The 22,868-nt window shown below is 38.1% G+C and carries 32 protein-coding genes and 2 pseudogenes; 25 read left to right on the top strand and 9 right to left on the bottom strand.

The features are described 5' to 3' along the window. Positions 1-141 precede the first annotated feature (141 nt). From SPPN_RS08915 to SPPN_RS14225, 3 genes are all read left to right on the top strand, one after another. Positions 142-417 (top strand): hypothetical protein, encoded by a 276-nt coding sequence (locus SPPN_RS08915; protein WP_001094379.1) that lies wholly within the window; start codon positions 142-144, stop codon positions 415-417. Between the two features lie 72 nt (positions 418-489). Then, positions 490-633 (top strand): hypothetical protein, encoded by a 144-nt coding sequence (locus tag SPPN_RS13520; protein ID WP_000969964.1) that lies wholly within the window; start codon positions 490-492, stop codon positions 631-633. Between the two features lie 169 nt (positions 634-802). Next, on the top strand, positions 803-934 hold the full coding sequence (locus tag SPPN_RS14225) for a hypothetical protein (protein WP_000446473.1): 132 nt from the start codon (positions 803-805) through the stop codon (positions 932-934). Here SPPN_RS14225 and SPPN_RS08910 read toward each other — a convergent pair. Both SPPN_RS08910 and SPPN_RS08905 read right to left on the bottom strand, forming a co-directional pair. Further along, complete coding sequence (locus SPPN_RS08910; protein WP_000006951.1) at positions 931-1,641, bottom strand: DUF4145 domain-containing protein; 711 nt, start codon at positions 1,639-1,641, stop codon at positions 931-933. The two genes, SPPN_RS14225 and SPPN_RS08910, sit on opposite strands and share 4 nt — an antisense overlap. Positions 1,642-1,815: 174 nt before the next feature. After that, positions 1,816-2,040 carry a hypothetical protein gene (locus SPPN_RS08905; protein WP_000040990.1) on the bottom strand — a complete coding sequence of 75 codons (225 nt, stop codon included), beginning with the start codon at positions 2,038-2,040 and terminating at the stop codon, positions 1,816-1,818. Positions 2,041-2,188: 148 nt separating this feature from the next. Between SPPN_RS08905 and SPPN_RS08900 the strand changes: the two genes are divergently transcribed. From SPPN_RS08900 to SPPN_RS13515, 5 genes are read left to right on the top strand one after another with little or no spacing between them, the layout of a single operon-like run. After that, positions 2,189-2,374, top strand: coding sequence for a helix-turn-helix domain-containing protein (locus SPPN_RS08900; protein WP_000263488.1), 186 nt, complete (start codon positions 2,189-2,191; stop codon positions 2,372-2,374). Between the two features lie 12 nt (positions 2,375-2,386). Further along, positions 2,387-2,599 (top strand): helix-turn-helix transcriptional regulator, encoded by a 213-nt coding sequence (locus SPPN_RS08895; protein ID WP_001169630.1) that lies wholly within the window; start codon positions 2,387-2,389, stop codon positions 2,597-2,599. A 39-nt stretch (positions 2,600-2,638) separates the two neighbouring features. Continuing rightward, a complete protein-coding gene (locus SPPN_RS08890; protein ID WP_000236631.1) occupies positions 2,639-3,481 on the top strand; it encodes a replication initiator protein A in 843 nt (280 codons plus the stop codon). Positions 3,482-3,490: 9 nt separating this feature from the next. After that, entirely contained in the window at positions 3,491-4,345 is an 855-nt protein-coding gene (locus SPPN_RS08885; protein ID WP_001203053.1) for an ATP-binding protein, read from the top strand. Further along, complete coding sequence (locus SPPN_RS13515; RefSeq protein WP_000152772.1) at positions 4,335-4,502, top strand: hypothetical protein; 168 nt, start codon at positions 4,335-4,337, stop codon at positions 4,500-4,502. The genes SPPN_RS08885 and SPPN_RS13515 overlap by 11 nt, the downstream gene beginning before the upstream one ends. Positions 4,503-4,626: 124 nt before the next feature. Here the strand turns inward: SPPN_RS13515 and SPPN_RS08880 are convergent, their stop codons facing one another. Further along, positions 4,627-4,845, bottom strand: a complete 219-nt coding sequence (locus SPPN_RS08880; protein ID WP_000088810.1) for a hypothetical protein — start codon at positions 4,843-4,845, stop codon at positions 4,627-4,629. A 117-nt stretch (positions 4,846-4,962) separates the two neighbouring features. On the opposite strand from SPPN_RS08880, the gene SPPN_RS13510 reads away from it, so the two are divergent. Together SPPN_RS13510 and SPPN_RS13505 are read left to right on the top strand one after the other, a co-directional pair. Then, positions 4,963-5,106, top strand: a complete 144-nt coding sequence (locus SPPN_RS13510) for a hypothetical protein (protein WP_000389575.1) — start codon at positions 4,963-4,965, stop codon at positions 5,104-5,106. After that, positions 5,103-5,273 carry a hypothetical protein gene (locus SPPN_RS13505; RefSeq protein WP_000656630.1) on the top strand — a complete coding sequence of 57 codons (171 nt, stop codon included), beginning with the start codon at positions 5,103-5,105 and terminating at the stop codon, positions 5,271-5,273. The genes SPPN_RS13510 and SPPN_RS13505 overlap by 4 nt, the downstream gene beginning before the upstream one ends. On the opposite strand, the gene SPPN_RS08875 is transcribed toward SPPN_RS13505, so the two are convergent. Next, on the bottom strand, positions 5,266-5,427 hold the full coding sequence (locus tag SPPN_RS08875; RefSeq protein WP_237701456.1) for a hypothetical protein: 162 nt from the start codon (positions 5,425-5,427) through the stop codon (positions 5,266-5,268). The genes SPPN_RS13505 and SPPN_RS08875 overlap by 8 nt on opposite strands. 196 nt (positions 5,428-5,623) lie before the next feature. Here SPPN_RS08875 and SPPN_RS08870 point away from each other — a divergent pair, with 196 nt between their 5' ends. The 9 genes and pseudogenes from SPPN_RS08870 (at position 5,624) to SPPN_RS08835 (ending at position 9,418) form a co-directional block, all read left to right on the top strand. Then, positions 5,624-5,890 carry a hypothetical protein gene (locus tag SPPN_RS08870; RefSeq protein WP_000450963.1) on the top strand — a complete coding sequence of 89 codons (267 nt, stop codon included), beginning with the start codon at positions 5,624-5,626 and terminating at the stop codon, positions 5,888-5,890. Between the two features lie 87 nt (positions 5,891-5,977). Then, a complete protein-coding gene (locus SPPN_RS08865) occupies positions 5,978-6,235 on the top strand; it encodes a hypothetical protein (protein WP_000608473.1) in 258 nt (85 codons plus the stop codon). Continuing rightward, positions 6,235-6,582 (top strand): hypothetical protein, encoded by a 348-nt coding sequence (locus SPPN_RS08860; RefSeq protein WP_000462836.1) that lies wholly within the window; start codon positions 6,235-6,237, stop codon positions 6,580-6,582. The genes SPPN_RS08865 and SPPN_RS08860 overlap by 1 nt, the downstream gene beginning before the upstream one ends. A gap of 220 nt (positions 6,583-6,802) precedes the next feature. Further along, a complete protein-coding gene (locus SPPN_RS13500) occupies positions 6,803-6,979 on the top strand; it encodes a hypothetical protein (RefSeq protein WP_000613912.1) in 177 nt (58 codons plus the stop codon). A 127-nt stretch (positions 6,980-7,106) separates the two neighbouring features. Further along, positions 7,107-7,580: a siphovirus Gp157 family protein gene (locus tag SPPN_RS08855; RefSeq protein ID WP_000224405.1), complete on the top strand. Its 474-nt coding sequence runs from the start codon at positions 7,107-7,109 to the stop codon at positions 7,578-7,580. Between the two features lie 10 nt (positions 7,581-7,590). After that, positions 7,591-8,214, top strand: coding sequence for an ERF family protein (locus SPPN_RS08850; protein WP_000163473.1), 624 nt, complete (start codon positions 7,591-7,593; stop codon positions 8,212-8,214). Positions 8,215-8,217: 3 nt separating this feature from the next. Beyond that, entirely contained in the window at positions 8,218-8,640 is a 423-nt protein-coding gene (gene ssb / locus SPPN_RS08845; RefSeq protein WP_000609572.1) for a single-stranded DNA-binding protein, read from the top strand. 12 nt (positions 8,641-8,652) lie between these two features. Beyond that, positions 8,653-8,856: pseudogene (locus tag SPPN_RS14045) on the top strand (helix-turn-helix domain-containing protein); the annotation flags it as partial. A 148-nt stretch (positions 8,857-9,004) separates the two neighbouring features. After that, complete coding sequence (locus tag SPPN_RS08835; protein ID WP_138699295.1) at positions 9,005-9,418, top strand: RusA family crossover junction endodeoxyribonuclease; 414 nt, start codon at positions 9,005-9,007, stop codon at positions 9,416-9,418. 70 nt (positions 9,419-9,488) lie between these two features. Here the strand turns inward: SPPN_RS08835 and psrA are convergent, their stop codons facing one another. From psrA to hsdR, 4 genes and pseudogenes are all read right to left on the bottom strand, one after another. Next, entirely contained in the window at positions 9,489-10,286 is a 798-nt protein-coding gene (psrA, locus tag SPPN_RS08830; RefSeq protein WP_000657448.1) for a tyrosine-type DNA invertase PsrA, read from the bottom strand. A 68-nt stretch (positions 10,287-10,354) separates the two neighbouring features. Further along, a pseudogene (locus SPPN_RS08825) lies at positions 10,355-11,084 on the bottom strand (restriction endonuclease subunit S); the annotation flags it as partial. Beyond that, the gene (locus tag SPPN_RS08820) at positions 11,084-12,547 is read right to left on the bottom strand and encodes a class I SAM-dependent DNA methyltransferase (RefSeq protein WP_000029046.1); all 1,464 of its coding nucleotides are present in this window, start codon (positions 12,545-12,547) and stop codon (positions 11,084-11,086) included. The pseudogene SPPN_RS08825 and the gene SPPN_RS08820, both read right to left, overlap by 1 nt. 12 nt (positions 12,548-12,559) lie before the next feature. After that, entirely contained in the window at positions 12,560-14,893 is a 2,334-nt protein-coding gene (gene hsdR / locus SPPN_RS08815) for an EcoAI/FtnUII family type I restriction enzme subunit R (protein ID WP_000229093.1), read from the bottom strand. Positions 14,894-15,499: 606 nt separating this feature from the next. Here hsdR and SPPN_RS08805 point away from each other — a divergent pair. The 6 genes from SPPN_RS08805 (at position 15,500) to dnaJ (ending at position 21,878) form a co-directional block, all read left to right on the top strand. Then, a complete protein-coding gene (locus tag SPPN_RS08805) occupies positions 15,500-16,012 on the top strand; it encodes a DUF2812 domain-containing protein (RefSeq protein WP_001088680.1) in 513 nt (170 codons plus the stop codon). Between the two features lie 160 nt (positions 16,013-16,172). After that, on the top strand, positions 16,173-17,207 hold the full coding sequence (gene hrcA / locus SPPN_RS08800) for a heat-inducible transcriptional repressor HrcA (protein ID WP_000255760.1): 1,035 nt from the start codon (positions 16,173-16,175) through the stop codon (positions 17,205-17,207). Between the two features lie 26 nt (positions 17,208-17,233). Beyond that, positions 17,234-17,758, top strand: coding sequence for a nucleotide exchange factor GrpE (gene grpE, locus SPPN_RS08795; protein WP_000046024.1), 525 nt, complete (start codon positions 17,234-17,236; stop codon positions 17,756-17,758). 475 nt (positions 17,759-18,233) lie between these two features. Next, a complete protein-coding gene (dnaK, locus tag SPPN_RS08790) occupies positions 18,234-20,057 on the top strand; it encodes a molecular chaperone DnaK (protein ID WP_000034669.1) in 1,824 nt (607 codons plus the stop codon). Between the two features lies 1 nt (position 20,058). After that, positions 20,059-20,460: a hypothetical protein gene (locus SPPN_RS08785; protein WP_000114360.1), complete on the top strand. Its 402-nt coding sequence runs from the start codon at positions 20,059-20,061 to the stop codon at positions 20,458-20,460. 278 nt (positions 20,461-20,738) lie between these two features. Further along, positions 20,739-21,878 carry a molecular chaperone DnaJ gene (dnaJ, locus tag SPPN_RS08780; protein ID WP_014017330.1) on the top strand — a complete coding sequence of 380 codons (1,140 nt, stop codon included), beginning with the start codon at positions 20,739-20,741 and terminating at the stop codon, positions 21,876-21,878. 697 nt (positions 21,879-22,575) lie between these two features. Here dnaJ and SPPN_RS08775 read toward each other — a convergent pair. Next, positions 22,576-22,863: a hypothetical protein gene (locus SPPN_RS08775; protein ID WP_000777749.1), complete on the bottom strand. Its 288-nt coding sequence runs from the start codon at positions 22,861-22,863 to the stop codon at positions 22,576-22,578. Between the last annotated feature and the right edge of the window lie 5 nt (positions 22,864-22,868).

Raw genomic sequence — 22,868 nt, 5'->3', positions numbered from 1 at the left:
ATACCCCTATTGTACACTTAAAGTGTAAAAAAGTAAAATTTTTTTAACAAAAAGGCAAAAAACACTTGCAACTACACTTGAAGTGTAGTATAATATAATCAAGCTTAAGGAAATAACAAAAACAAACCGGAGGGAAACACCATGAACACATTAAACGAGAAAGCAATCAACATCTTTAAAGCAGTAGCTAAGGAAACTTTAATCCAAGGTACTTACGAGGAAAACTTCCTCTACAGCCAACTTGAAACATTCTGTACTAACTGCCGTCAATTCGCTTTTGGATGGACAGAGTTAGCAGAGGAGATTGAACGCCAAGAGCGTTACCTTCTTGATGCTGGTTTCACTCAAGAGGAAATCGATGACATTCGTTTTGATGCAGCATTTGCAGGAATGCTTGATAAAATGAATGTAGCCTGATTGGTATCACCAAGGTTCAAATCCTTGGCAGGTTGTTGCTCCAAGAGCAAAATAAAACAGGAGGTAAGGCGAATGATGGAACACATCATAAAAAGCCTAGCAACCAAGGACACCACAACCGTCATCTTGGTACTAGGCTTAGTAAACGAAGCTCGTCTTTGGCATAAGCAGTACTTAGCTTACAAGCTCAAAGACAAAGAGCTTAAGAAAAAGTAGAGAAAGGGGCAGAAGCCCCAACCTCTACTAGATAGTGTACCATCATTTGCTGTGAAAAGCAATGGATGAAAATGTTGGATTGATAATCCTAGCAGGATTTGTGATTGTATCTTTCACTATCCGTAAGATAGTGGAATACCGATATGATAAAAAAGATAAGGAGTAGGGAATGGAAAGTGTTGAAATTGTTGAATTGATAAAAATTACATTTAAACGAGGGAAAGGGACAGAAGATGACCCGGTTAGAGTTGTAACTCAGTATTGGGACAAAGAAAATGTATTAATCTTTGAGAAAGATTAATTATCTCTTCTTTCGATAGAATTTCGGTAGGAATCAGGTAATAGGTTATATATGTCTAGAATTTTTTTAGGTTGTGTGATTCGATTATCTACAATCAAGTTGATAAAACTTAACAATGATAAAGCTAACTCTTTGTTATCTTTTATGTCTATTTGACCTGGATGTACAGCATTATTCCCTATTACTCTAACACTGTCTAGCATTTGTTGGATTTCTATTGGCATTCCTTTAGAGACAAGACTTCCAATTTGGGTATTTAAATCTTTACCTTGTGCGTTTAAATGAGCAACAAGCTTTTCAATAGCTAGACGGGATAGAGCTGCAGAAGCTCTAGGCGATATATTTAGAACTTCTCCAGCTTCAATATAGATTTCTTTCACATCATCAGGCATATCATTATTAGGTTTAGGTACTCCTTCGGCAACATTTGGGAAAATTAATGTCGACGTTGCATCGCTTGTGTTTAATACTATCCTGGAGCCATACGTTATTTGGATTTCATTTGTTATCCAAATAGAAAATTGATTACAAGCCTGACATTGTGCAATTATAATAAATTTGATAGATTCTTTGTAATCTCTATTGATATCAATAGGATTATAAGTCCATAAATGGGAAGAGAAACCTGAACATACAGGGCATTGAAATGCTTTTGAATTGCCTGCGAAGCGACTGCCTAGGCTTAATTTAGAAAGATCAAATGACATATTTTTTCTCCAATCGTTTTATTTTGATTATACCACATTTGAAAGGGGGTGAGAAAATGAGACCAAGACGATATCCGTATAGTGGGAAAAGAAAAAAGCAATCTGATAGACAGATTGCTAAGTTAAAAAGAGATATTGATGTAAATCGTACAAATATATCATCTTTAAAATTCGTTATAGAAACTTTAAGTAACCATCAGAATTATCGATAACTTGATAACCTTGAGCAGTTGCTTCTTCGATAATTTCAGCTTTAGACATTTCAAAATCAGATAACTGAATTACTGCGCTAGGTTTATCAGTAGTCGACTCTGAAAAATAAGATAATAGAATATTATCGAGATTTTCCCAGGTTAGTTTCTTAACAACGTGGTTTGGCTTATGGCTAAGCTTACTCATTTTTTGAACCTCCTTTCTGCTGAAGTTTTGACTAAAACGGGAGAGATCCTAGTCAAGATATGTTATAACCCAAACGTATTTGGTTGTCAACATATTGTATAAGAAAGGATTTAGTGTGCTTGAAAAGCACAACATATGGTGTTTTTTGATGTGGGATAAAATTGAAAAACAATTAAAAATAAAAGGCTGGTCGATGTATCGTTTAGCTAAGGAATCGGGTGTCCATCCATCTAATTTTTCAAATCTGAAGGCTGGTAGGATGAAAGAGATGTCGTGGACGAATATGTGCAAAATCGCTGATGCACTGGAAGTCAGCTTAGACGAATTAAGATAAGGGGGTGAGTGCGTGCAAAAAATTAGCTTAAAAATGGCGAGAATAAAAACAGGAATGACTCAAGAGGAAATCGCTAAAAAATTAGGAATCTCTAGAAATACATACATGGATTATGAAAGATATGATACACCTATGAGAATAACTACAGCTATAGATTTCTGTCGTATAGTTGATATTCCACTGGATGAAATTTTTTTCGAGAAAAACTACACTTCAAGTGTATAGTTTCTGGGGATTTTTATAAATAGGAGGTGATTTAGTTGAATGGTGATACAAAAAGACGACATCGAAGATTTCCTTGACTTCATAAAAATACCAGTTGTTTTGATTAAAGACAAAGCGTTTTCAGAATTAAGTATGGAAGCAAAAGTTTTGTATTCAATTATGAAAGATAGGCTTAAATTGTCTTTGAAGAATAACTGGATTGATGAAAAAGGAGCATATATTCATTTATCGATTGAAGAGCTACAAAAAGATTATTTTGTTCAGTTATCAAAACCTACAATCATCAAGAGAAAAAAGGAATTAGTTGATTTTGGCTTGATTGAATTAAAAAAGCAATTTAACAAAAGCGACAAGATTTATGTAAATAGGTTATCTAGTTACATAAGTAAAAATTCTTTACCTACGGAAGTAAAAAACTTTGACCACATAAGTAAAAATTCTTTACCTACGGAAGTAAAAAACTTTGATTCTAATCAGAGTTACATTAATCAGAGTTACATAAACAGAATTACTGAACCAGATGGTGCTGGTGCTAATAATCTATATAGTATAGAGGACGCACCCGAAAATGACTTGGGGATTGTTCACGATTGGATTTTTTCAGAGTTTGGCAGATACCCAACACCGTTTGAGATTGAGGATTTGAAATACTTCTTGCAAGACCATAGTAAAGAGGTTATCAAGTTAGCAATCAAGGAATGTGTGGGCAATGGTAAACCTTACTTTAAGTATCTTGAGAGTATTTTGAGAGACTGGAAACAGAAAGGTCTAGTGACTGCTGAGTTGGTAGAGAATAGACAGAGACCGAAGCGGTCAAGTGGGAAGCCAAGCAGTGAGTTAAGATTGTCAGACGACGGTTACAACCCACGACTGGGATTCTAGGAGGGTGCTATGCGAGCAGTATCAAGAGATGAATTGCAGGGTAGATTTTTACAGATTGAAACCTTGAATACCCAATGCCCCAAGCATGAGGGAGTCTATATGTGGCGCTCAGTCAACCCTTGCACGCAGAATGTGCTGACTTATTGCCCTGAATGCGGACAGGAGAAAATCCACAGTCAAGCAGGAGAGCAACTGGCGCAAGCTGAGGCTCAAATTAGAAATACAAGGTCTTACTCTTTGTTTGCTAAGGAGAGTATTATTCCGCCTGATTTGAAGAATGCGACTATCGGCAGCTTTGAGATTCACACAGACCAAGATGCTGAGGCGGTCAATTTCGCTAAACGTGTGACGGTTGACTATGTGAAAGAGCGATATGAAGGGAATACGATTATCAGTGGTCCGCCTGGAGTTGGGAAGAGCCATCTAGCAATTGGAATTGCTAAGACACTGAACGAGAGTTTCCAGAAGTTCCAGTTGAAGCGCTCGGTGGTCTATATTCCCTCCATGGAACTATTCTCACGGATGAAAGACGCTTTTAGATACAAGGATTCCAAGTGGGAAGAAAGACGGACTATCCAGTTCTTGCAGAAAGTGGACTACTTGATTTTGGACGATCTTGGCAAAGAGTCAAGTGTAGGCGATGAAATCAAGCAGGGGAACAACTGGATGCAAAAAGTCCTGTATCAGATACTTGAAAACAGGACGAACACGATTATTACAACCAACTACGGGGGCAATCACTTGGAGAAACTTTACGAGAAAAGCCTCGTAGATAGAATAACGAAAGGAAACATGAAGACCAATGCGTTCAAATTTAGCAATGACACAGAGTCTAGACGCACCTTGTCAGCAAGTGACTATTAAAGAGCGTCAGCAGATTATTGAACAGTTTGAAGAAAAACATTACGGATTGTCTAGCTTGCTGAAAGAGCGGTTGTTGATTACAAGCGACTACCAATTTACAAGAAAGATGAACGAACTACGAGCCTTTGCCAGAAATGGCGGGATTTATACGAGTTAGGAGGTGAGGAAATGAGACCAAGACGATATCCGTATAGTGGGAAAAGAAAAAAGCCTATCGGACAATCGATAGACTTAGTAGCGAGACTTTTTAGACTTGAATCGCAAGTCATTAGTTTAGCTAATCATGAAATGTTTAAAATGCCATCTTCACGTTCTTCAACTGTATAACCAGCACTTATGCATTCTGCAATAATTTCGTCTTTAGGGATAGCATAAAGTGCAGGGTCTACGCAACAAACTTTGAACGATGGATCACTTAGAATATCCTGGATAAAACGATCTAAATCATCCCAGTTGTAGTTAGGATAATTCTTTTGAGGTCTAGGTTGTAAACGAGACATATAGTTTTCCTCCTTTCTATTGGAATTTTGACTAAAACGGTGAGAGGTCCTAGTCAAGAGTATTATAGCAATTTAGGAGGATATTACATCAGTCTTGAGGCTGATATAGGAGTCTGAATGGAAGATAAAATCATTGAGCTTGCTGATCACTTCATCAGCGAATCTACAACGTACAGAGAAGCAAAAATAGCATGTGAGAAGCTATTTAGACAAGTCAGCCATGAGATAGAACTCAGGGCAATGGAAAGTAGGACAGTATGAAAGAAGCAGTAAAGGAATTTCTAAAATTCAGGAGCCGATTTACAAAAATAGAATGGTTTGAAATTAACCAAGCTATCGAAGCTCGTTTAAATCAAAAAGCCGACCAGTTGAAACTGGACGACTTAGATTTAGAAATCATTTCTAGCAGACTAGAAAAAGTTATCTAGAAACGATTTGAATGAACATTGGATGGATACGATAGTCAGCGCCACGATAGTGAATGTAGATATAATCCTGATGGTACATCGAGTTTGCTTCAGGTTTAGAAATTGGTGAGTAGAGTTCTGCATTTTCTTCCCACCAAATGTAAGGACTAGCCATATTTGGTCCCATTACACAATCGTCGTCGGCTGATAGGTTCACCCAATTTCCGCAAAGACATGCGTGAATTTCAGTCATAATATTACCTCCTTTCTGGTTTCATTATAGCAGAAAAGGAGATAGCAAAAAAGCACCTGACGGCAATCAGGCGCATGACAAAATTATTCAAGAAAATTATACCACGAAAGGAGCAAAAATGGAAACAGTTCAAATCGTGAGAATTAAAGACGTGATCATCGAGAAGATTTCTGCAAACGATGAAGAACTAGAGCACATCTTTGGATGTTCAAAACGACAAGCGGGAGATATGAGGCGAGAGATGAAAAAATTACCTAGTCAACAAAAATACCTTAGAAACGATGGTCAGCTTGTCACAATCAAAGGTTTTGATGCTTATCTGCAATATCGAGGCAGTCAATCATGGAAGAAAGAAATGTCTAAAACCGTTAAGATGACACGATAGCAGAATAATAACTACTAACTTTACAACAAACTACTACTAATCTAAATAAAAGAAAGGGATAACTGAGTTATCCACAGGAGAAAAACAATGATTAACAAAGACCAAATTATCAAAGCGCAACAGGAAAAAATTGAACGCATTGAACAGTTACAAAAAAAGCTACATAAATTATCTACGCTTGGATTGCTAACTACAAAACTTTTGGGGCTACCTAATGAGTTAGAAAAGCCGTTGAAAGTAACCCACGACATCTCACATGTCATCAAGGATGTATTGGATGGCATGAGCCCAAGTGAGGCGATTAAGCAGAATATGGCAGAAGAAGATGATGAAGAGGAAGAATAATGTTTGAACCACCATTAGTTAGCCAGCTTTTAGGAACTGGTGCAGTGATTTTAGGATTTATCGGTGCAGGGCTTCTAGCTCATCAGATGGATAAGCAGGAAGAGGAGAAAATCCGCCAGAAGGAAGAAGAAAGACGAGAAGAGCAAGAATTTGCGTCTATGATTATCCAAGGTTACAACCAAGCATACGAACGTGGTAGAGAGGCACAGCGACAAGAAATCCGCAAGAATATCCGCAGAGAGTTCAAAGGCTTCACCTACGACAACGAACCGCCTCAAGGATTGCGCCCTGAGCCTCTAGCCTTGCCAGAACCACGAAGATCACGCTATGAAAAGTATTTGGGGTAGAGCAAAGGAGACGCTAATGACTAGAATTGAACTTGAAAACCGTGTATGGCTTTTGGCCAATCATGAAGAAAAAAACGAATTGCTGGATCTTGGAAAGGTGTATGCTCATGTTTGATTACGACAGAGATATAATGCAACCGCCTGAAGAACGAGAAGAACTTGACCCAAGCGAGTACATCTATGTTGGATGTGGGCAGTATCGATACGTGGGGGATGAAGTATGATTCAGGAGCTACACGAAGAAATCGATAAATGGCGAGCTAAATATATGCATCTCGGAATTGAACTCGGAGAAATCATCAACGATCAACAGGATATTATTTTGAAATTGCAAAACGAAAATAGACACTTAAAACGTGAAAATTGGAATTTGAAGAAGACGAAAGGTAGAAGATGAGCTTTTAGAAGGCTCTAAAATCGCCTGTATGCGATTTTAAGAAGCAGGTATATAAATTTATCGAACGAAGAATAAAAAACGGAAATAGACCCCAAATATGAATAATGAGGGGCATAGGAGAGAAACGATGGCAACACTTTACGAATTGACAGGACAATTTCTTGATGTTTACAACTTGGAGTTGGACGAAGAAACAAAACTAGACACCTTGGATTCCATTGATTGGGAAATTGAGTATGAAACCAAGGTAGAAAACTATATCAAGGTCATGAAGAACCTTGAAGCGGACGTTGAGGCTCGTAAGAATGAAATTAAGCGCTTGATGGAGCTAAACAAGGCAGACGAGAAGAAGAAAGAACACTTGAAAGATACACTTTCAGCAAGCATGAGCCTGACAGGTCATGAACGTGTTGATACACCACTTTTCAAGGTATCATTTAGAAAATCTCAAGCCGTGGAGGTAGACGAAGCAGTCTTGCCAGAATATTACAAGGTAGCAACTTGGAAAGCGGATAAGAAACGCTTGAAAGAGGACTTGAAGAAGGGACTTGAAATCATTGGTGCAAGTTTGGTTGAGCATAAAAACTTGAGTATCAGATAGGAGTTAGGATATGACAAAATTAGCTTTTTCAGAATTGCAAAAGAGAATGCAACTAGAAAAAAAGAAAAAACAAGGTGTAAATTACGCTTTCCGAAATGCTGAGGATATTTATACAAAATTTAAAGAAATCAATACCGACTGGGAATTGACTGTATCAGACGATTTGTTTGGTGTAGGGGAACGTATTTTTGTAAAATCAACCGCTATTGTATCAAACGGAGATAAACAATTTCAGTCAGTTGGTTTTGCGGAATTGGATAAGGTTCCTGTGTTTAAAACAGGAAACCAGCAAATGCAAGTACCACAATGGACAGGAGCGGTTAGTTCTTATGCTCGCAAATATGCACTACAGGGGTTGTTTGGAATCGGAGAGAAAGATGTTGACGAATATCCAAGTGATATGAACGAAGCTGAAAATCAACAAGCTAAAAAAGCTAATGCCCCAGTTATCTCAGTTGAAAAAGCAAACTACTATCTGAAAGAAATTGCTGCTATTTCTGTTGAAAAAGGCAAAGAGGATGGCTCTATCGTTAAATGGTTCTTGAACCATCTTGGAGTGGTCGATTATAAGATGATTAAGCAGTCGCAGATTGAAGATGCGGATATGTTACTTGCTAAATTGAAAGGAAACTAGAAAATGATAAATAATGTCGTATTAGTTGGTCGTTTGACCAAAGACGCAGAATTACGCTACACACAATCAAATGTGGCAGTCGCTACGTTTACTCTTGCAGTAAATCGCACATTTAAAAGCGAGAATGGAGAGCGTGAAGCTGATTTTATCAATTGCGTTATGTGGCGCAAGCAGGCTGAAAATCTTGCTAACTGGGCTAAGAAAGGCGCTTTGATTGGAATCACTGGACGCATTCAGACTCGGACTTATGATAACCAACAAGGACAACGTGTCTATGTGACAGAAGTGGTTGCTGAGAATTTCCAGCTGATGGAATTTAAGAAAGATGGTAGTCAACCAGTAGTTGATAACCACGACCAGCAAGCACCTAATTTTGCGAGAAATTCAAATCCGATGGATATTTCGGATGATGATTTGCCATTTTAAATAGGTGTTTCTATGAATAGACTAAAAGAATTAAGACAAGAAAAAAAGCTATCTCAAAAGGAAATAGCAAAAGAAATGAGCATATCAGAAAAGACTCTATCACGCTGGGAAAACGGAGAAAGCCAAATCAAACCAGAAAAAGCCCAACAACTTGCTGACTACTTCGGCGTAAGCGTTGGATATCTGTTGGGGTATGAAAGCAACCCATTGGAACGACTGAAAAGCTTAGTTGATGAATTAAAGGAGCACAAGGACTTGTTAGGAGTTCTGGATTGGTACACAGCTTTTGATTTAGCTAATGACATTCTTGCAATAGCAAGCGTGGAAAAAGCTAGATGGCTAGGGAGGTTGAATGCAGGAGAGATTGATTCTTAAATTTGAGTTGAACAGGAAGCAGATGATTAACTCAAATGATAGACCGCACTTTCATCAAAAGGCTAAAACAACTAAGTTCTTACGGCAGTTAGCCGAATACGAGGGCAAGAATGTACTGAGAGATTACTTTGGCTTACCTTACAGCGAGGACAAACCTTGCAAGGTTAAGGTTCGGATATATCCTCCGACAAATCGGAAGTATGACCCACCGAACTGGTCGCCCACAAGCAAGGCTTTGTTTGATGGTTTGACGGACGCTAAGATTTGGACAGATGATAATTACAACGTGATAGTATCGACTGAGTTCATGCACGGTGGCAAGTCCGGAAATAAGAATTATAGGATTGAGCTGGAGATTTACGAATATCACGAGATATTGCAGAGGATAGTTGATGGGATTTGATAGGAGGATAGAAATATGACCATAATCACAAAAAAATAGCAGATGGTCAATTTGACCACCTGTTATTTTTTTACCAATTAACAATTTTATCTACAATATTTTGTTGTTCAGTAGCTGTTTTCCTTAGATAAATTCGAGTAGTTTCTATACTTTCGTGTCCCATCAAATCTGCAAGCAATGCAATATCATTATACTTCGATAAAAAATTCTTAGCAAATAAATGTCTAAAAGAATGAGGGTAAATTACTTTAGGATTCATTTTGTATTTATCAGCATAATTTTTTAACTGTTGAGCAACTCCTCTTGCTGTAATTGGTTCATTAAATTTATTCAAAAATAAATAACCACTTCGGCGATTTTCTGATTCTAACCAACTAAGACAACTATTTCTTAATTTTTTAGGAATGTACAGTCTACGAATTTTACCACCTTTTGAGTAAATGTCAAAATAACCGATTTCTACATGCTCTACTTTTAGTTTAATAAGCTCACTTACACGAGCCCCAGTTGCACCTAAAAACCAAACGACAAAATGCCATTTTAAAATACCATCTTTTTTCAAACTACGTTTAAGAAAAAGGTAATCAGCATAGCTAATGACATCTTCTAAAAACGGTTTTTGCTGTACTTTGACAAATTTTAATTTCAAATCATCATGACCAATAAAAGTCAGATATTTATTTACTCCTTGTAGTCGCAAATTGACAGTTTTAGGTTTAAAATTGTCTAATAAATATCCCTTGTATTCAAATAAATCTTCCATTTTGAGTTCATAATTCTCCAAGAAAAATCGAACACCATAAAGGTACGAACGCACAGTATTTTCAGCTAAACCAGCTTTCTTCAAATGTAATTCAAATTCTTTCAACGTAAAACTCCTATCTTATGTTTGATAGAAATTCCACCGCACGTAAAACTATTATACTAAATTAGTGCGTCAATATGGGCGAAAAATTGTTCGATTTTATCAACGATTCTGGATTGTTCAGGAAGGGGTGGGAGTGGGATTAGAATAGAAGCAACTTTATCACTATTCAAGTTTTTCACAACAGCTCCACTAATTAGAGATAAAAATTGAGAATAAACTACATTTGATGAAAGAATATAGAATAGGTAATCTCTATTTAATGAGTTTTCATAGTTCGAAATAGCCAACCATCCATCGTGTATTGCACCATCAACATTCAAAATATAAGGTCTACCAAAACTCATAGAATTAGTTAACAAAAATGTACCTTTTTTTACAAATCTAGTTTTGTTAAGCCCTGATTTTTTGATTTTTTCTTTAACATTATTTATATACTTTTCACCCTTTTCAGTATCACCTATTTTTATCCAATTTATTCCATCTACTTCGGAAGTAAGATAATCTTTGATTGGTCGTGGAGAACCACCTCTAACAATTTCAACCAATGTAGAAAACCTCACCCACTCCCAACTTTTTGGTATTTCATAAGGAACTTCCTCATAATAAGAGATCATCACCACGAAATATCTCAGTTTCCTTTTTATCTCGTTTGATTTTTCCTTCACTGATAAGTTTTTCTTTTTCAGCTTTAATTCTCTTTAATAATTCACTTGCAGGTTCGTCATTGGGATTTTGCGGCACTAATTTCCCTTCCATCGCTCTTTGGAGAATACTTGCTTTAAGTTGTTCTGGTGTCATTATTTGTCCTCCAACAACTGCAAAATATCAGCTAATACATTATCAATCTTATGATTTAAAGTTGCTCTTTCCGCTTGATAATTCTGAATCAACTCAAAGGGATTTAAGATTTCCTCTTCCTCTTTTGGAAAACCACACTGGTCTAAATTATAATTCAACTCAGCCAATTCACTAGGTGTAAATGATTTAGATTTGTAGAACTTACCTTCCAGAATCTCTTCACGATTTTCCCACCAGTCACGAACAGGATTGAAGTGTTCTGACTTCATCGGCTTAGTTTTAGAGAAATTTTTATAACCATCTGGCATATCTAAACGATAAAACCAAGTTTCTTCTGTTTTCTTTGTTTTATCAAAGAAAAGAATGTTCGTATGGATTCCTGTATACGGTGCAAAGACACTATGAGGCAACCTAATAATCGTATGCAAGTTGAACTCATCTACCAGTTTTTGTTTCAAGCGAGTTTTTACACCTTCACCAAATAGAAAACCATCAGGTAAAATAACTCCAACACGACCATTTTCTTTCAAACGATACATAATGACAGCCATAAATAAATCAGCCGTTTCAGAACTCCGTAATTCTGCTGGAAAGTTATTTTTTATTGTTTCTAATTCTGACCCTCCAAAAGGTGGATTCATCATAATAATGTCAAATTTTTCATCATCCGTATATTCACGAACATTTTTCTCCAAAGTATTTCCATGAACAATTTTAGGGTCATCAATTTCGTGAAGAAACAGATTTGTAACTGCTAAAAGATGAGGAAATGCTTTCTTTTCAATACCAAAAACAGCTGTATTATATTTTTTTGTATCTTCACTAGTTTTACGTTGACTACTTAAACGGTTCAGAGTCGAAGTCAAGAAGCCTCCTGTTCCGCAAGCAAGGTCTGCCATTGATTCTCCAAGTTTTGGGTCAAGAACTTCGGCAATAAAATCAGTCGCTGCACGTGGCGTATAAAATTCTCCTGAGTTCCCAGCATTTTGAATATCTTTAAGAATTTTTTCGTAAATATCATTAAACGAATGACGATCTTCAGGGCTGTTGAAATCAACTTCATCAATAACATTGATGACTTGGCGTAACAAGACGCCATTTTTCATATAGTTGTTCGCATCTTCAAAAGCTGATTTAACAATCGTTTTTCGAATAGGCATATTTGAAGTTATTTCAAGCTCTTTCAACTCTTTGAATAACTTGTTATTGACAAAATCAAGTAATTCATCGCCTGTCAATACCCGTTCCCCATTTTGGGCATGAGCCCAATTTCGCCATTTTAATTCCTCTGGGATAATTGACTCATACTCGTCTTCTTCTAATTCCCAAACCATTTCACGGCTATCATAAATTTTTAAGAATAATAACCAAGACATTTGCTCAATACGTTGAGCATCACCATTAACACCAGCATCGTTTCGAGTGATATCTTGAATTCTTTTTACAAATGATGTAATTGACATACTTTCCTTTCATTAAGCTACTGTAAATAGCTCTTTCTCCAATTCTTTAATTGCTTGTAAATATCGTTTTTTATCTCCAAAATAAGTATTGATGATTTTGAAGGTTCCACCATATATCTGAAATTCTGGAAGTTTTAATGTTTCAATGCTTTCGAGTTCTCCAATACCTTTATCCATGTATTTGTCCAGTAAAATTTCCAAAACAGCACGCGCTTCCTCACTATATTTATATAAATATCCGCTTTGTTTGAGTTTATTGATACGTTCCGTTTTGGTTAATTCTTTTTGACCATAGGCAAGTTTTAGGAGTAAATCAAAATCATCGATTTCTTGTTCTGATATTCCCTCCGACTCTCGAATAGCATCTAGATAAACTCCTTTTTTATAAAGTTCGTCTAAGATAAGCTTCTTTTTATCCGCCGTATGCCAAACTGTGATAAAATCGTTCAAAGTGGCGTAGCTACCTAAGATATTCTTCCGAGTGTAGTCGGTCAGGCTTTCGGTAATCAGTTTCCCGTTTTCATCCAATACTTGAACAGTAGAATTAAGAATGGTAACCTGCTTGTCTGTAACGATATATTTTTCTACTGGGTCATCTTCCTCACCTACGAAACCAGGTGTAGAACCACTGACTGTTTTCGCACCTGTTTCCAGCACCTTCACTGGCTCACCATCAAAATCAGGGTCAGCAAACAAATTGGTAACATTTCGAAAATCAATAATCGTAAAAAATTCTTTCCCCTTTTGAGGATAAAGACGTGTGCCACGACCAATAATTTGTTTAAATTCAGTCATGGATTGGATATTAGAGTCTAAAACAATCAAACGACATGTTTTAGCATTAACTCCTGTCGTTAATAATTTAGACGTTGTTACAATAGCGGGAAAATTAGAATTGACATCCATAAAGTTATCCAGTTGAGCTTTTCCTTCAGCGTTGTCACCAGTTACTTGCATGACATAACGATAGTCTTCTTGGACTAAGTCTAGATTCTCTTTTACAAGTGCAGCACGCATTCGCTCGGCATGGTCAATATCAACACAAAAAACAATTGTTTTATCAAATCGTGCATTGTTTTGCTTCATATAATCAGAAACAAACTTGGCAACTCTTTGCGTTCTATCATAAATGACAATGGTTTTGTCAAAATCTTTCCTGCCGTAGTACCTATCTTCTATTAATTGTCCGTTAGCATCAACTTTTCCAGTTTCTGGACGATAACCATCCACATCCACATCTAAATTAATCCTCATAACACGATATGGAGCCAAAAAACCATCCTCGATTCCCTGTTTTAAACTATAAGTATAGATTGGCTCACCAAAGTATTCCGTATTGGAAGCATTCTTGGTTTCTTTAGGAGTAGCGGTCATCCCAATCTGTGTCGCAGAACTGAAATAATCAATCACCTTACGCCAGTTACTGTCTTCCTTAGCTGAACCACGGTGCGCTTCATCAATTATGACTAAATCAAAGAAGTCTTTGTCAAACTTTTGATAATGTGTTTCAGTTCCATCTTCACCAGTTAGTTGCTGATAAAGCCCTAGATAAATTTCAAAAGAATTTAATTTTTCAGGAGCAGTCAAAAGTTTTGGTGTAATTTTCGTCATTACCTTTTCGAATGGCTTAAAGTCTTCAGCCATCGTTTGGTCTACTAAGATGTTTCTATCCGCTAAGAATAAAACTCGTTTAGCCAAACCAGCTTTTCGAAGGCGATGAATAATTTGAAAAGCCATGAACGTTTTCCCCGTTCCTGTTGCCATCACAAACATTACTCGTTTTTGTCCTCTGGCAACTGTTTCAATAGTACGGTTGATAGCTATTTGCTGATAATAGCGTGGCGTTTTCATTGAGAAGGCGTCTGTATAGTATGGAGTTGAGATAGCTTCTGTAATTTCGTACGTCAATCCTTTTTCCTTCGTCATACGAGAAAATAATTCTTCACGAGTAGGGAATTCGTCTAACTCCAGCTCACGTTCTTCTCTCGTGATACGGTCGTGTTCAATAAAGCCATCACCATTCGAAGAATAAACAAATGGAACATCTAAAATCTCTCCGTATTCAATAGCTTGTTGTAATCCTGCTCGAACGCTGTGTTTATTATCCTTTGCCTCAACAATTGCAATTCGAGTTCCAAATTGGTAATACAGTGAATAGTCTGATTTTTTCCCCTCTTTACGACGAGCCTTATCTCCTCTAACCTCAATTCGACCATCAGTGAAGTATTCTTCGTAAGCGATATGCTCACCATTTTTCCATCCTTTGGATACAATAGCAGGAGTGATGAAATTTGCTTTAATATCCTCCTCACTCATTTCTTTCTTAGACTTTATAAACTCAACCATATTGAACCCTCCGCATTTAAAAATCTACTTCTCCATAAAATAAACTATCAGAACAAATTATACTTCTATTATATCATACTTATAAAAATACTCTGCTAAATTGTTGAAAATAAGTATACAATATACTTTAGCATCGAGTCAGATTATCTCCGCACAACACCGCTATTTTTCGCTGTTTTCGGCAGGCGACTTATTATCATTCTATAAGCACTTTCAGTCGGGCTGGTGAGCTATTTTTCAAAAATAAATAATCACATTTAAACATTTTGAAAGTATAAAATATCTACATCAGCCGTTCAAAAACTGGCGTAAATTTTGCTATAATATTTTAGTTTAAATAAAGATTTTTTTATGCCAAAAGGATTTTAACGAGGCGGATGCTTCCTACTCTGCTTCTCTTTTTAGCTCTACTACCGGTTTTCTCAAAGTTTGTCAGTGGAGCTAGTTCTTTCAGTTGGGAAGTATTTTTGATTTTCATAATAGATTGGGTTTTATTGATAGTTTTTGCGGTTCAGATTTCTTATATTTTTTGGAGATTGAGTCAAAAGTGGAAAGAATTATCTAATAAATAACACCAGGCATGTTTTCTAATTTTGGGGTAAGACAATGAATAGCAGAGTAGAATTTCGGATTTTCACCATTGTTGATTTGGACAAGGAAGAAGAGTATTTGCATGAGATGCATTTGAAAGGTTGGAGATATAGAACGGGTCGTTTTGGTTTGTTCTATCTTGACCAATGTCAACCAGACGATGTCATCTACCGTATCTATGATTCTAGATTTCTTAAAAAATATAAGCATGAACTGCAAGATTTTAGAAATAGAGGTTGGGAATTGATAGGAGCAGGTTTTTGTTCGATTCTTCGTAAATCGTCTTCTGATTTACTTCCAGAGGATCAAGTCTATATGAGTAAGGGGCTCAGATGGGAAGTTATGCGATCTAGACTTCGTTCATGTACAGTTGCTTTCTCAGGTGGTTTGGTTGTTTGTATGAGTTTATTTAGAGAAGATCTTTCTATGTCTTTCTTCATTATTTTTGTTTTGTATGCTTTCATGATTTCTTATCTAATCTATGGTTATTTCAGACTAAAAAGGAAATATCGAGTAGATAAACAGTAAGGTTCTAGGTCTTTAGACTGATTTTTAGCACTCTTGGTAAAAGAGTGCTAATTTTTTGAGTTTTTATCTTGACATTCTCTTTTAAGGGTGTATAATAGAATCATAAGTTAGCACTTGAGTGCATCGAGTGCTAATCGATCAGACAGAGAGGAGTGATGAGATGGTTACAGAGCGTCAGCAGGATATTTTAAATCTGATTATTGACATCTTTACCAAAACGCACGAACCTGTCGGATCCAAAGCCTTGCAAGAGTCTATTAACTCTAGCAGTGCTACCATTCGTAATGACATGGCGGCTCTAGAAAAGCAAGGTTTGCTTGAGAAGGCTCATACTTCAAGTGGTCGGATGCCAAGTGTTGCTGGTTTTCAGTACTATGTGAAACACTCACTGGATTTTGACCGACTAGCTGAAAATGAGGTATATGAGATTGTCAAAGCCTTTGATCAGGAATTCTTCAAATTGGAGGATATTCTGCAAGAGGCTGCTAATCTACTGACAGACTTGAGTGGCTGTACGGTAGTGGCACTGGATGTTGAGCCCAGCAGGCAGTGGTTGACAGCCTTTGATATCGTTGTTTTGGGGCAACATACAGCCTTGGCAGTATTTACCCTAGACGAGTCGCGAACGGTTACCAGTCAGTTTCTGATTCCAAGGAACTTCTTGCAGGAAGATTTGCTGAAACTGAAGGCAATCATTCGAGAACGTTTCCTCGGTCACACTGTTCTAGATATTCACTACAAGATTCGGACGGAGATTCCGCAGATTATCCAGCGATACTTTACAACAACGGACAATGTCATTGATCTCTTTGAACACATCTTTAAGGAAATGTTCAACGAAAACATTGTGGTGGCGGGCAAGGTCAATCTCTTGAATTTTGCCAATCTGGCAGCTTATCAGTTCTTTGACCAACCGCAAAAGGTGGCTCTGGAGATTCGTGAGGGATTGCGTGAAGATCAGATGCAAAATGTCTGTGTTGCAGACAGTCAAGAGTCCTGTCTAGCTGACCTAGCGGTGATTAGTAGCAAGTTCCTCATTCCTTATCGGGGAGTTGGAATTCTAGCCATTATCGGTCCAGTCAATCTGGATTACCAACAGCTAATCAACCAAGTCAATGTGGTCAACCGTGTTTTGACCATGAAGTTGACAGATTTTTACCGCTACCTCAGCAGTAATCATTACGAAGTACACTAAGATTGAAATCATTAAAGGAGGCGAACATGGCCCAAGATATAAAAAAGGAAGAAGTAGAAGAAGTTCAAGAAGAGGAAGTTGTGGAAACAGCTGAAGAAACAACTCCTGAAAAGTCTGAGTTGGACTTGGCAAATGAACGTGCAGATGAGTTCGAAAACAAATATCTTCGCGCTCATGCAGAAATGCAAAATATCCAACGCCGTGCCAATGAAGAACGTCAAAACTTGCAACGTTATCGTAGCCAGGACTTGGCAAAAGCAATCTTACCATCTCTTGACAACCTTGAGCGTGCACTTGCAGTTGAAGGTTTGACAGATGATGTGAAGAAGGGCTTGGGGATGGTGCAAGAAAGCTTGATTCACTCTTTGAAAGAAGAAGGAATTGAAGAAATCGCAGCAGATGGCGAATTTGACCATAACTACCATATGGCCATCCAAACTCTCCCAGCAGACGATGAACACCCAGCAGATACCATCGCCCAAGTTTTCCAAAAAGGCTACAAACTCCATGACCGCATCCTACGCCCAGCAATGGTAGTGGTGTATAACTAAGATACAAAGCCCGTAAAAAGCTCGCAGTAAAAATAGGAGATTGACGAAGTGTTCGATGAACACAAGAAAATCTATCTTTTTTACTCAGAGCTTAGGGCGTGTTCGATTCGGCAATTCTGACGGTAGCTAAAGCAACTCGTCAGAAAACGGCAATCGCTATGGCATTTGCCTAGCCTCCTTATTAACTCGTCGTCGAAATAAAATCGATTTCGACTTCTCGTGTCGCAATTTACATAATAGAAAACTTGTCCGAAACGACAATAAACTATGAAGAAAGATAAGAGGCAAGCCGGAGGCTTGCAAGGAAGATATTTCCCGCCGTGGTAAAAGTTTCAGTAGCTTTTGCTACTGAAACAGGGGATTTTTGAGACAATAGGCTCAAAAATAAGTGATGAAATCCCGAAGGGAGTTGCTCACGTCCCCACCACTTAAGGGAAATATCAAAAAGAAAATTAACTAACAAGGAGAAAAACACATGTCTAAAATTATCGGTATTGACTTAGGTACAACAAACTCAGCAGTAGCAGTTCTTGAAGGAACTGAAAGTAAAATCATCGCAAACCCAGAAGGAAACCGCACAACTCCATCTGTAGTCTCATTCAAAAACGGAGAAATCATTGTTGGTGACGCTGCGAAACGTCAAGCAGTTACAAACCCAGATACAGTTATCTCTATCAAATCTAAAATGGGAACTTCTGAAAAAGTTTCTGCTAATGGAAAAGAATACACTCCACAAGAAATCTCAGCTATGATTCTTCAATACTTGAAAGGATACGCTGAAGACTATCTTGGTGAAAAAGTAACCAAAGCAGTTATCACAGTTCCTGCTTACTTCAACGACGCTCAACGTCAAGCAACAAAAGACGCTGGTAAAATTGCTGGTCTTGAAGTAGAACGTATTGTTAACGAACCAACTGCAGCAGCTCTTGCTTATGGTTTGGACAAGACTGACAAAGAAGAAAAAATCTTGGTATTTGACCTTGGTGGTGGTACATTCGACGTCTCTATCCTTGAATTGGGTGACGGTGTCTTCGACGTATTGTCAACTGCAGGGGACAACAAACTTGGTGGTGACGACTTTGACCAAAAAATCATTGACCACTTGGTAGCAGAATTCAAGAAAGAAAACGGTATTGACTTGTCTACTGACAAGATGGCAATGCAACGTTTGAAAGATGCAGCTGAAAAAGCGAAGAAAGACCTTTCTGGTGTAACTTCAACTCAAATCAGCTTGCCATTTATCACTGCAGGTGAAGCTGGCCCTCTTCACTTGGAAATGACTTTGACTCGTGCGAAATTTGACGATTTGACTCGTGACCTTGTAGAACGTACAAAAGTTCCAGTTCGTCAAGCCCTTTCGGATGCAGGTTTGAGCTTGTCAGAAATCGACGAAGTTATCCTTGTTGGTGGTTCAACTCGTATCCCTGCCGTTGTTGAAGCTGTTAAAGCTGAAACTGGTAAAGAACCAAACAAATCAGTAAACCCTGACGAAGTAGTTGCTATGGGTGCGGCTATCCAAGGTGGTGTGATTACTGGTGATGTCAAAGACGTTGTCCTTCTTGACGTAACACCATTGTCACTTGGTATCGAAACAATGGGTGGAGTCTTCACAAAACTCATCGACCGCAATACAACAATCCCAACATCTAAATCACAAGTCTTCTCAACTGCGGCAGACAACCAACCAGCCGTTGATATCCACGTTCTTCAAGGTGAACGCCCAATGGCAGCAGATAACAAGACTCTTGGACGTTTCCAATTGACAGATATCCCAGCTGCACCTCGTGGAATTCCTCAAATCGAAGTAACATTTGATATCGACAAGAACGGTATCGTGTCTGTTAAAGCTAAAGACCTTGGAACTCAAAAAGAACAAACAATTGTCATCCAATCAAACTCAGGTTTGACTGACGAAGAAATTGACCGCATGATGAAAGATGCAGAAGCTAACGCTGAAGCAGATAAGAAACGTAAAGAAGAAGTTGACCTTCGTAACGAAGTAGACCAAGCGATCTTTGCGACTGAAAAGACAATCAAGGAAACTGAAGGCAAAGGATTCGACGCAGAACGTGACGCTGCCCAATCTGCCCTTGATGACCTTAAAAAAGCTCAAGAAGACAACAACTTGGACGATATGAAAGCAAAACTTGAAGCATTGAACGAAAAAGCTCAAGGACTTGCTGTTAAACTCTACGAACAAGCAGCAGCAGCGCAACAAGCTCAAGCAGGAGCAGAAGGCACACAAGCAACAGGAAACGCAGGCGATGACGTCGTAGACGGAGAGTTTACTGAAAAGTAAGATGAGTGTATTGGCTGAAGAATATCTAAAAAATACACGAAAAGTTTATAATGATTTCTGTAATAAAGCTGATAGTTATGAGTCTGCAAAAGATTTTATAGATAATATTCCAGCAGTATATTTGGCTAGGTATAAAGCAATTATTTTAGCTGAGCATGAAAGTTGTGTTAAAAATGATGAGGCGGTAAGGAATTTTGTTACTTCAGTATTGTTGTCAGCGCTAGTATCAGCACTAGTATCAGCAACCATACAAAAACCAGAATTTATAATATCGTTTATAATGGGCATGATTTGGGTTGTCGGTGTATTCCTTCTAATCTATTGGAATTTTATAGCAAATACTAAGAAGAGACAAAAATATATAAATATTTCTGTACTTATAGGATATTTAAAATCAAAATAAAGTTAATTTACTTATTTGCAGAGGTTGCAACCCAGCCTCTGTTTTTCGATAAAAAGGGACGGAATATCATTTGTTTGGGTTTTGTCTCATCAATATGAAAGAAAGGAACAAATGTGTTCAGGGAATTGAACACGGGTTCCCAAATTTCTTACTTAATATAACAGAAAGGAATTGAACCCGACCTAAATTCTCGGAAAAAAGATAAATCTGTCTAGGAGCATCGCTCCAGCGTCAGATTTCCTATTTTTCAGTCGAATTTTACGGTCTTGGTATCTTGTATGAACAATACTGAATTTTATGATCGTCTGGGGGTGTCAAAAAACGCTTCGGCAGACGAGATCAAAAAGGCTTATCGTAAGCTTTCGAAAAAATATCACCCAGATATCAATAAGGAGCCTGGTGCTGAGGAAAAGTACAAGGAAGTTCAAGAAGCCTATGAGACTTTGAGTGACGACCAAAAACGGGCTGCCTATGACCAATATGGTGCTGCAGGCGCCAATGGTGGATTTGGAGGCTTCGGTGGTGGAGCTGGCGGTTTCAATGGGGCAGGTGGCTTCGGTGGTTTTGAGGACATTTTCTCAAGTTTCTTCGGCGGAGGCGGTGCTTCACGCAATCCAAATGCTCCTCGCCAAGGGGATGACCTCCAGTATCGTGTGAACTTGACCTTTGAAGAAGCTATTTTTGGAGCTGAAAAAGAAGTTAAATACAACCGTGAAGCAAGCTGTCGTACATGTAATGGCTCAGGTGCTAAGCCAGGAACCAGTCCAGTCACTTGTGGACGCTGTCATGGTGCTGGTGTCATTAACGTCGATACGCAGACTCCGCTTGGTATGATGCGTCGTCAAGTAACCTGTGATGTCTGTCATGGTCGCGGAAAAGAAATCAAAGATCCATGTACAACATGTCACGGAACAGGGCATGAAAAACAAGATCATAGCGTACATGTCAAAATTCCTGCTGGTGTGGAAACTGGTCAACAAATTCGCCTAGCTGGTCAAGGTGAAGCTGGATTTAACGGTGGACCTTATGGTGACTTGTACGTGGTTGTTTCTGTGGAAGCCAGCGATAAGTTTGAACGTGAAGGAACTACTATCTTCTACAATCTCAACCTCAACTTTGTCCAAGCAGCTCTTGGTGACACAGTAGATATTCCAACTGTTCACGGTGATGTTGAATTGGTTGTCCCAGAGGGAACTCAGACTGGTAAGAAATTCCGCCTACGTGGCAAAGGAGCTCCGAGTCTTCGTGGTGGTGCAGTTGGTGACCAATATGTTACCGTTAATGTCGTAACACCAACAGGCTTGAACGATCGTCAAAAAGCAGCCTTGAAAGAATTTGCAGCTGCTGGTGATTTAAAAGTCAATCCAAAGAAAAAGGGCTTCTTTGACCATATTAAAGATGCCTTTGAAGGAGAATAATACTCTTCGAAAATCAAATTCAAACCACGTCAGCGTTGCCTTGCCGTACTCAAGTACAGCCTGCGGCTAGCTTCCTAGTTTGCTCTTTGATTTTCATTGAGTATAAACAAAAGAGCCGAGTGGCTCAGAGCCGAGTGGCTCTTTTTGTTTATAGATTTTTTTAAGACTTTCCTTAAGTAATGACGGACGGTAGCGATCTTCTTCGAAGTTCCATACCTAAACTTTGAGCCTAGGTCTCAAAGTTTCCGGACGAGTCTGAGACAAAAAGATTTTGATTTCAGGAATTCTTTATTATAAATTTTAAAAATCGATAGATTAGATAAAAAAGCGAACAAGACAGAATTCTGAGTGTCAGATAACTCGTTTTGTTCGCTTTTTATATTGAAGATTAGACTTTTATCCCAGACTCGTTTTCAGTACGGCGGAAAATCTTCGATTTAGTTGTGAAATGGTGAATGATACTCTTTAAAAATCTCCTCAAACCACGTCAGCGTCGGCTTGTCTACAACCTCAAAACTGTGTTTTGAGCTGACTTTGTCAGTTCTATTCACAACCTCAAAACTGTGTTTTGAGCAGCCTGCGCCTAGCTTTCTAGTTTGCTCTTTGATTTTTATTGAGTATGAGTTGCCTAAATTATGATGTATAGTTGATGGGATATAACTTGTTTACGTTTTAAAAAAGAGCCGACTGGCTCTTTTTACTTATCTTCGATTTCCTGTGTTTCTTTAATCACAGCTAGTCTAGTCTGGATATCCTTTTCCAAGACCTTAAACTTGTAAGTCAGGTCTTCTTGATATTCCTTGATGAGTTCTTTTTGCTGGTCAATGATTTGTAGGCTGTTTTGGATAATATCCACATCGTCCTTGATAGCTTGAACGCGGTCAGTGGTATTCAAGACTTCATCTGTGATGGTTTGGCGATTTTTTGTGAGCAGATAACTTCCAGCTGCAGCTCCTGCAAATAGCAATAGATTGGATAATTTCATGGCAA

This window comes from Streptococcus pseudopneumoniae IS7493 (assembly GCF_000221985.1).
Lineage (GTDB): Bacteria > Bacillota > Bacilli > Lactobacillales > Streptococcaceae > Streptococcus > Streptococcus pseudopneumoniae.
Note: the sequence above shows the minus strand (reverse complement) of the source record. Positions and strands in the feature narration are given on the sequence as shown.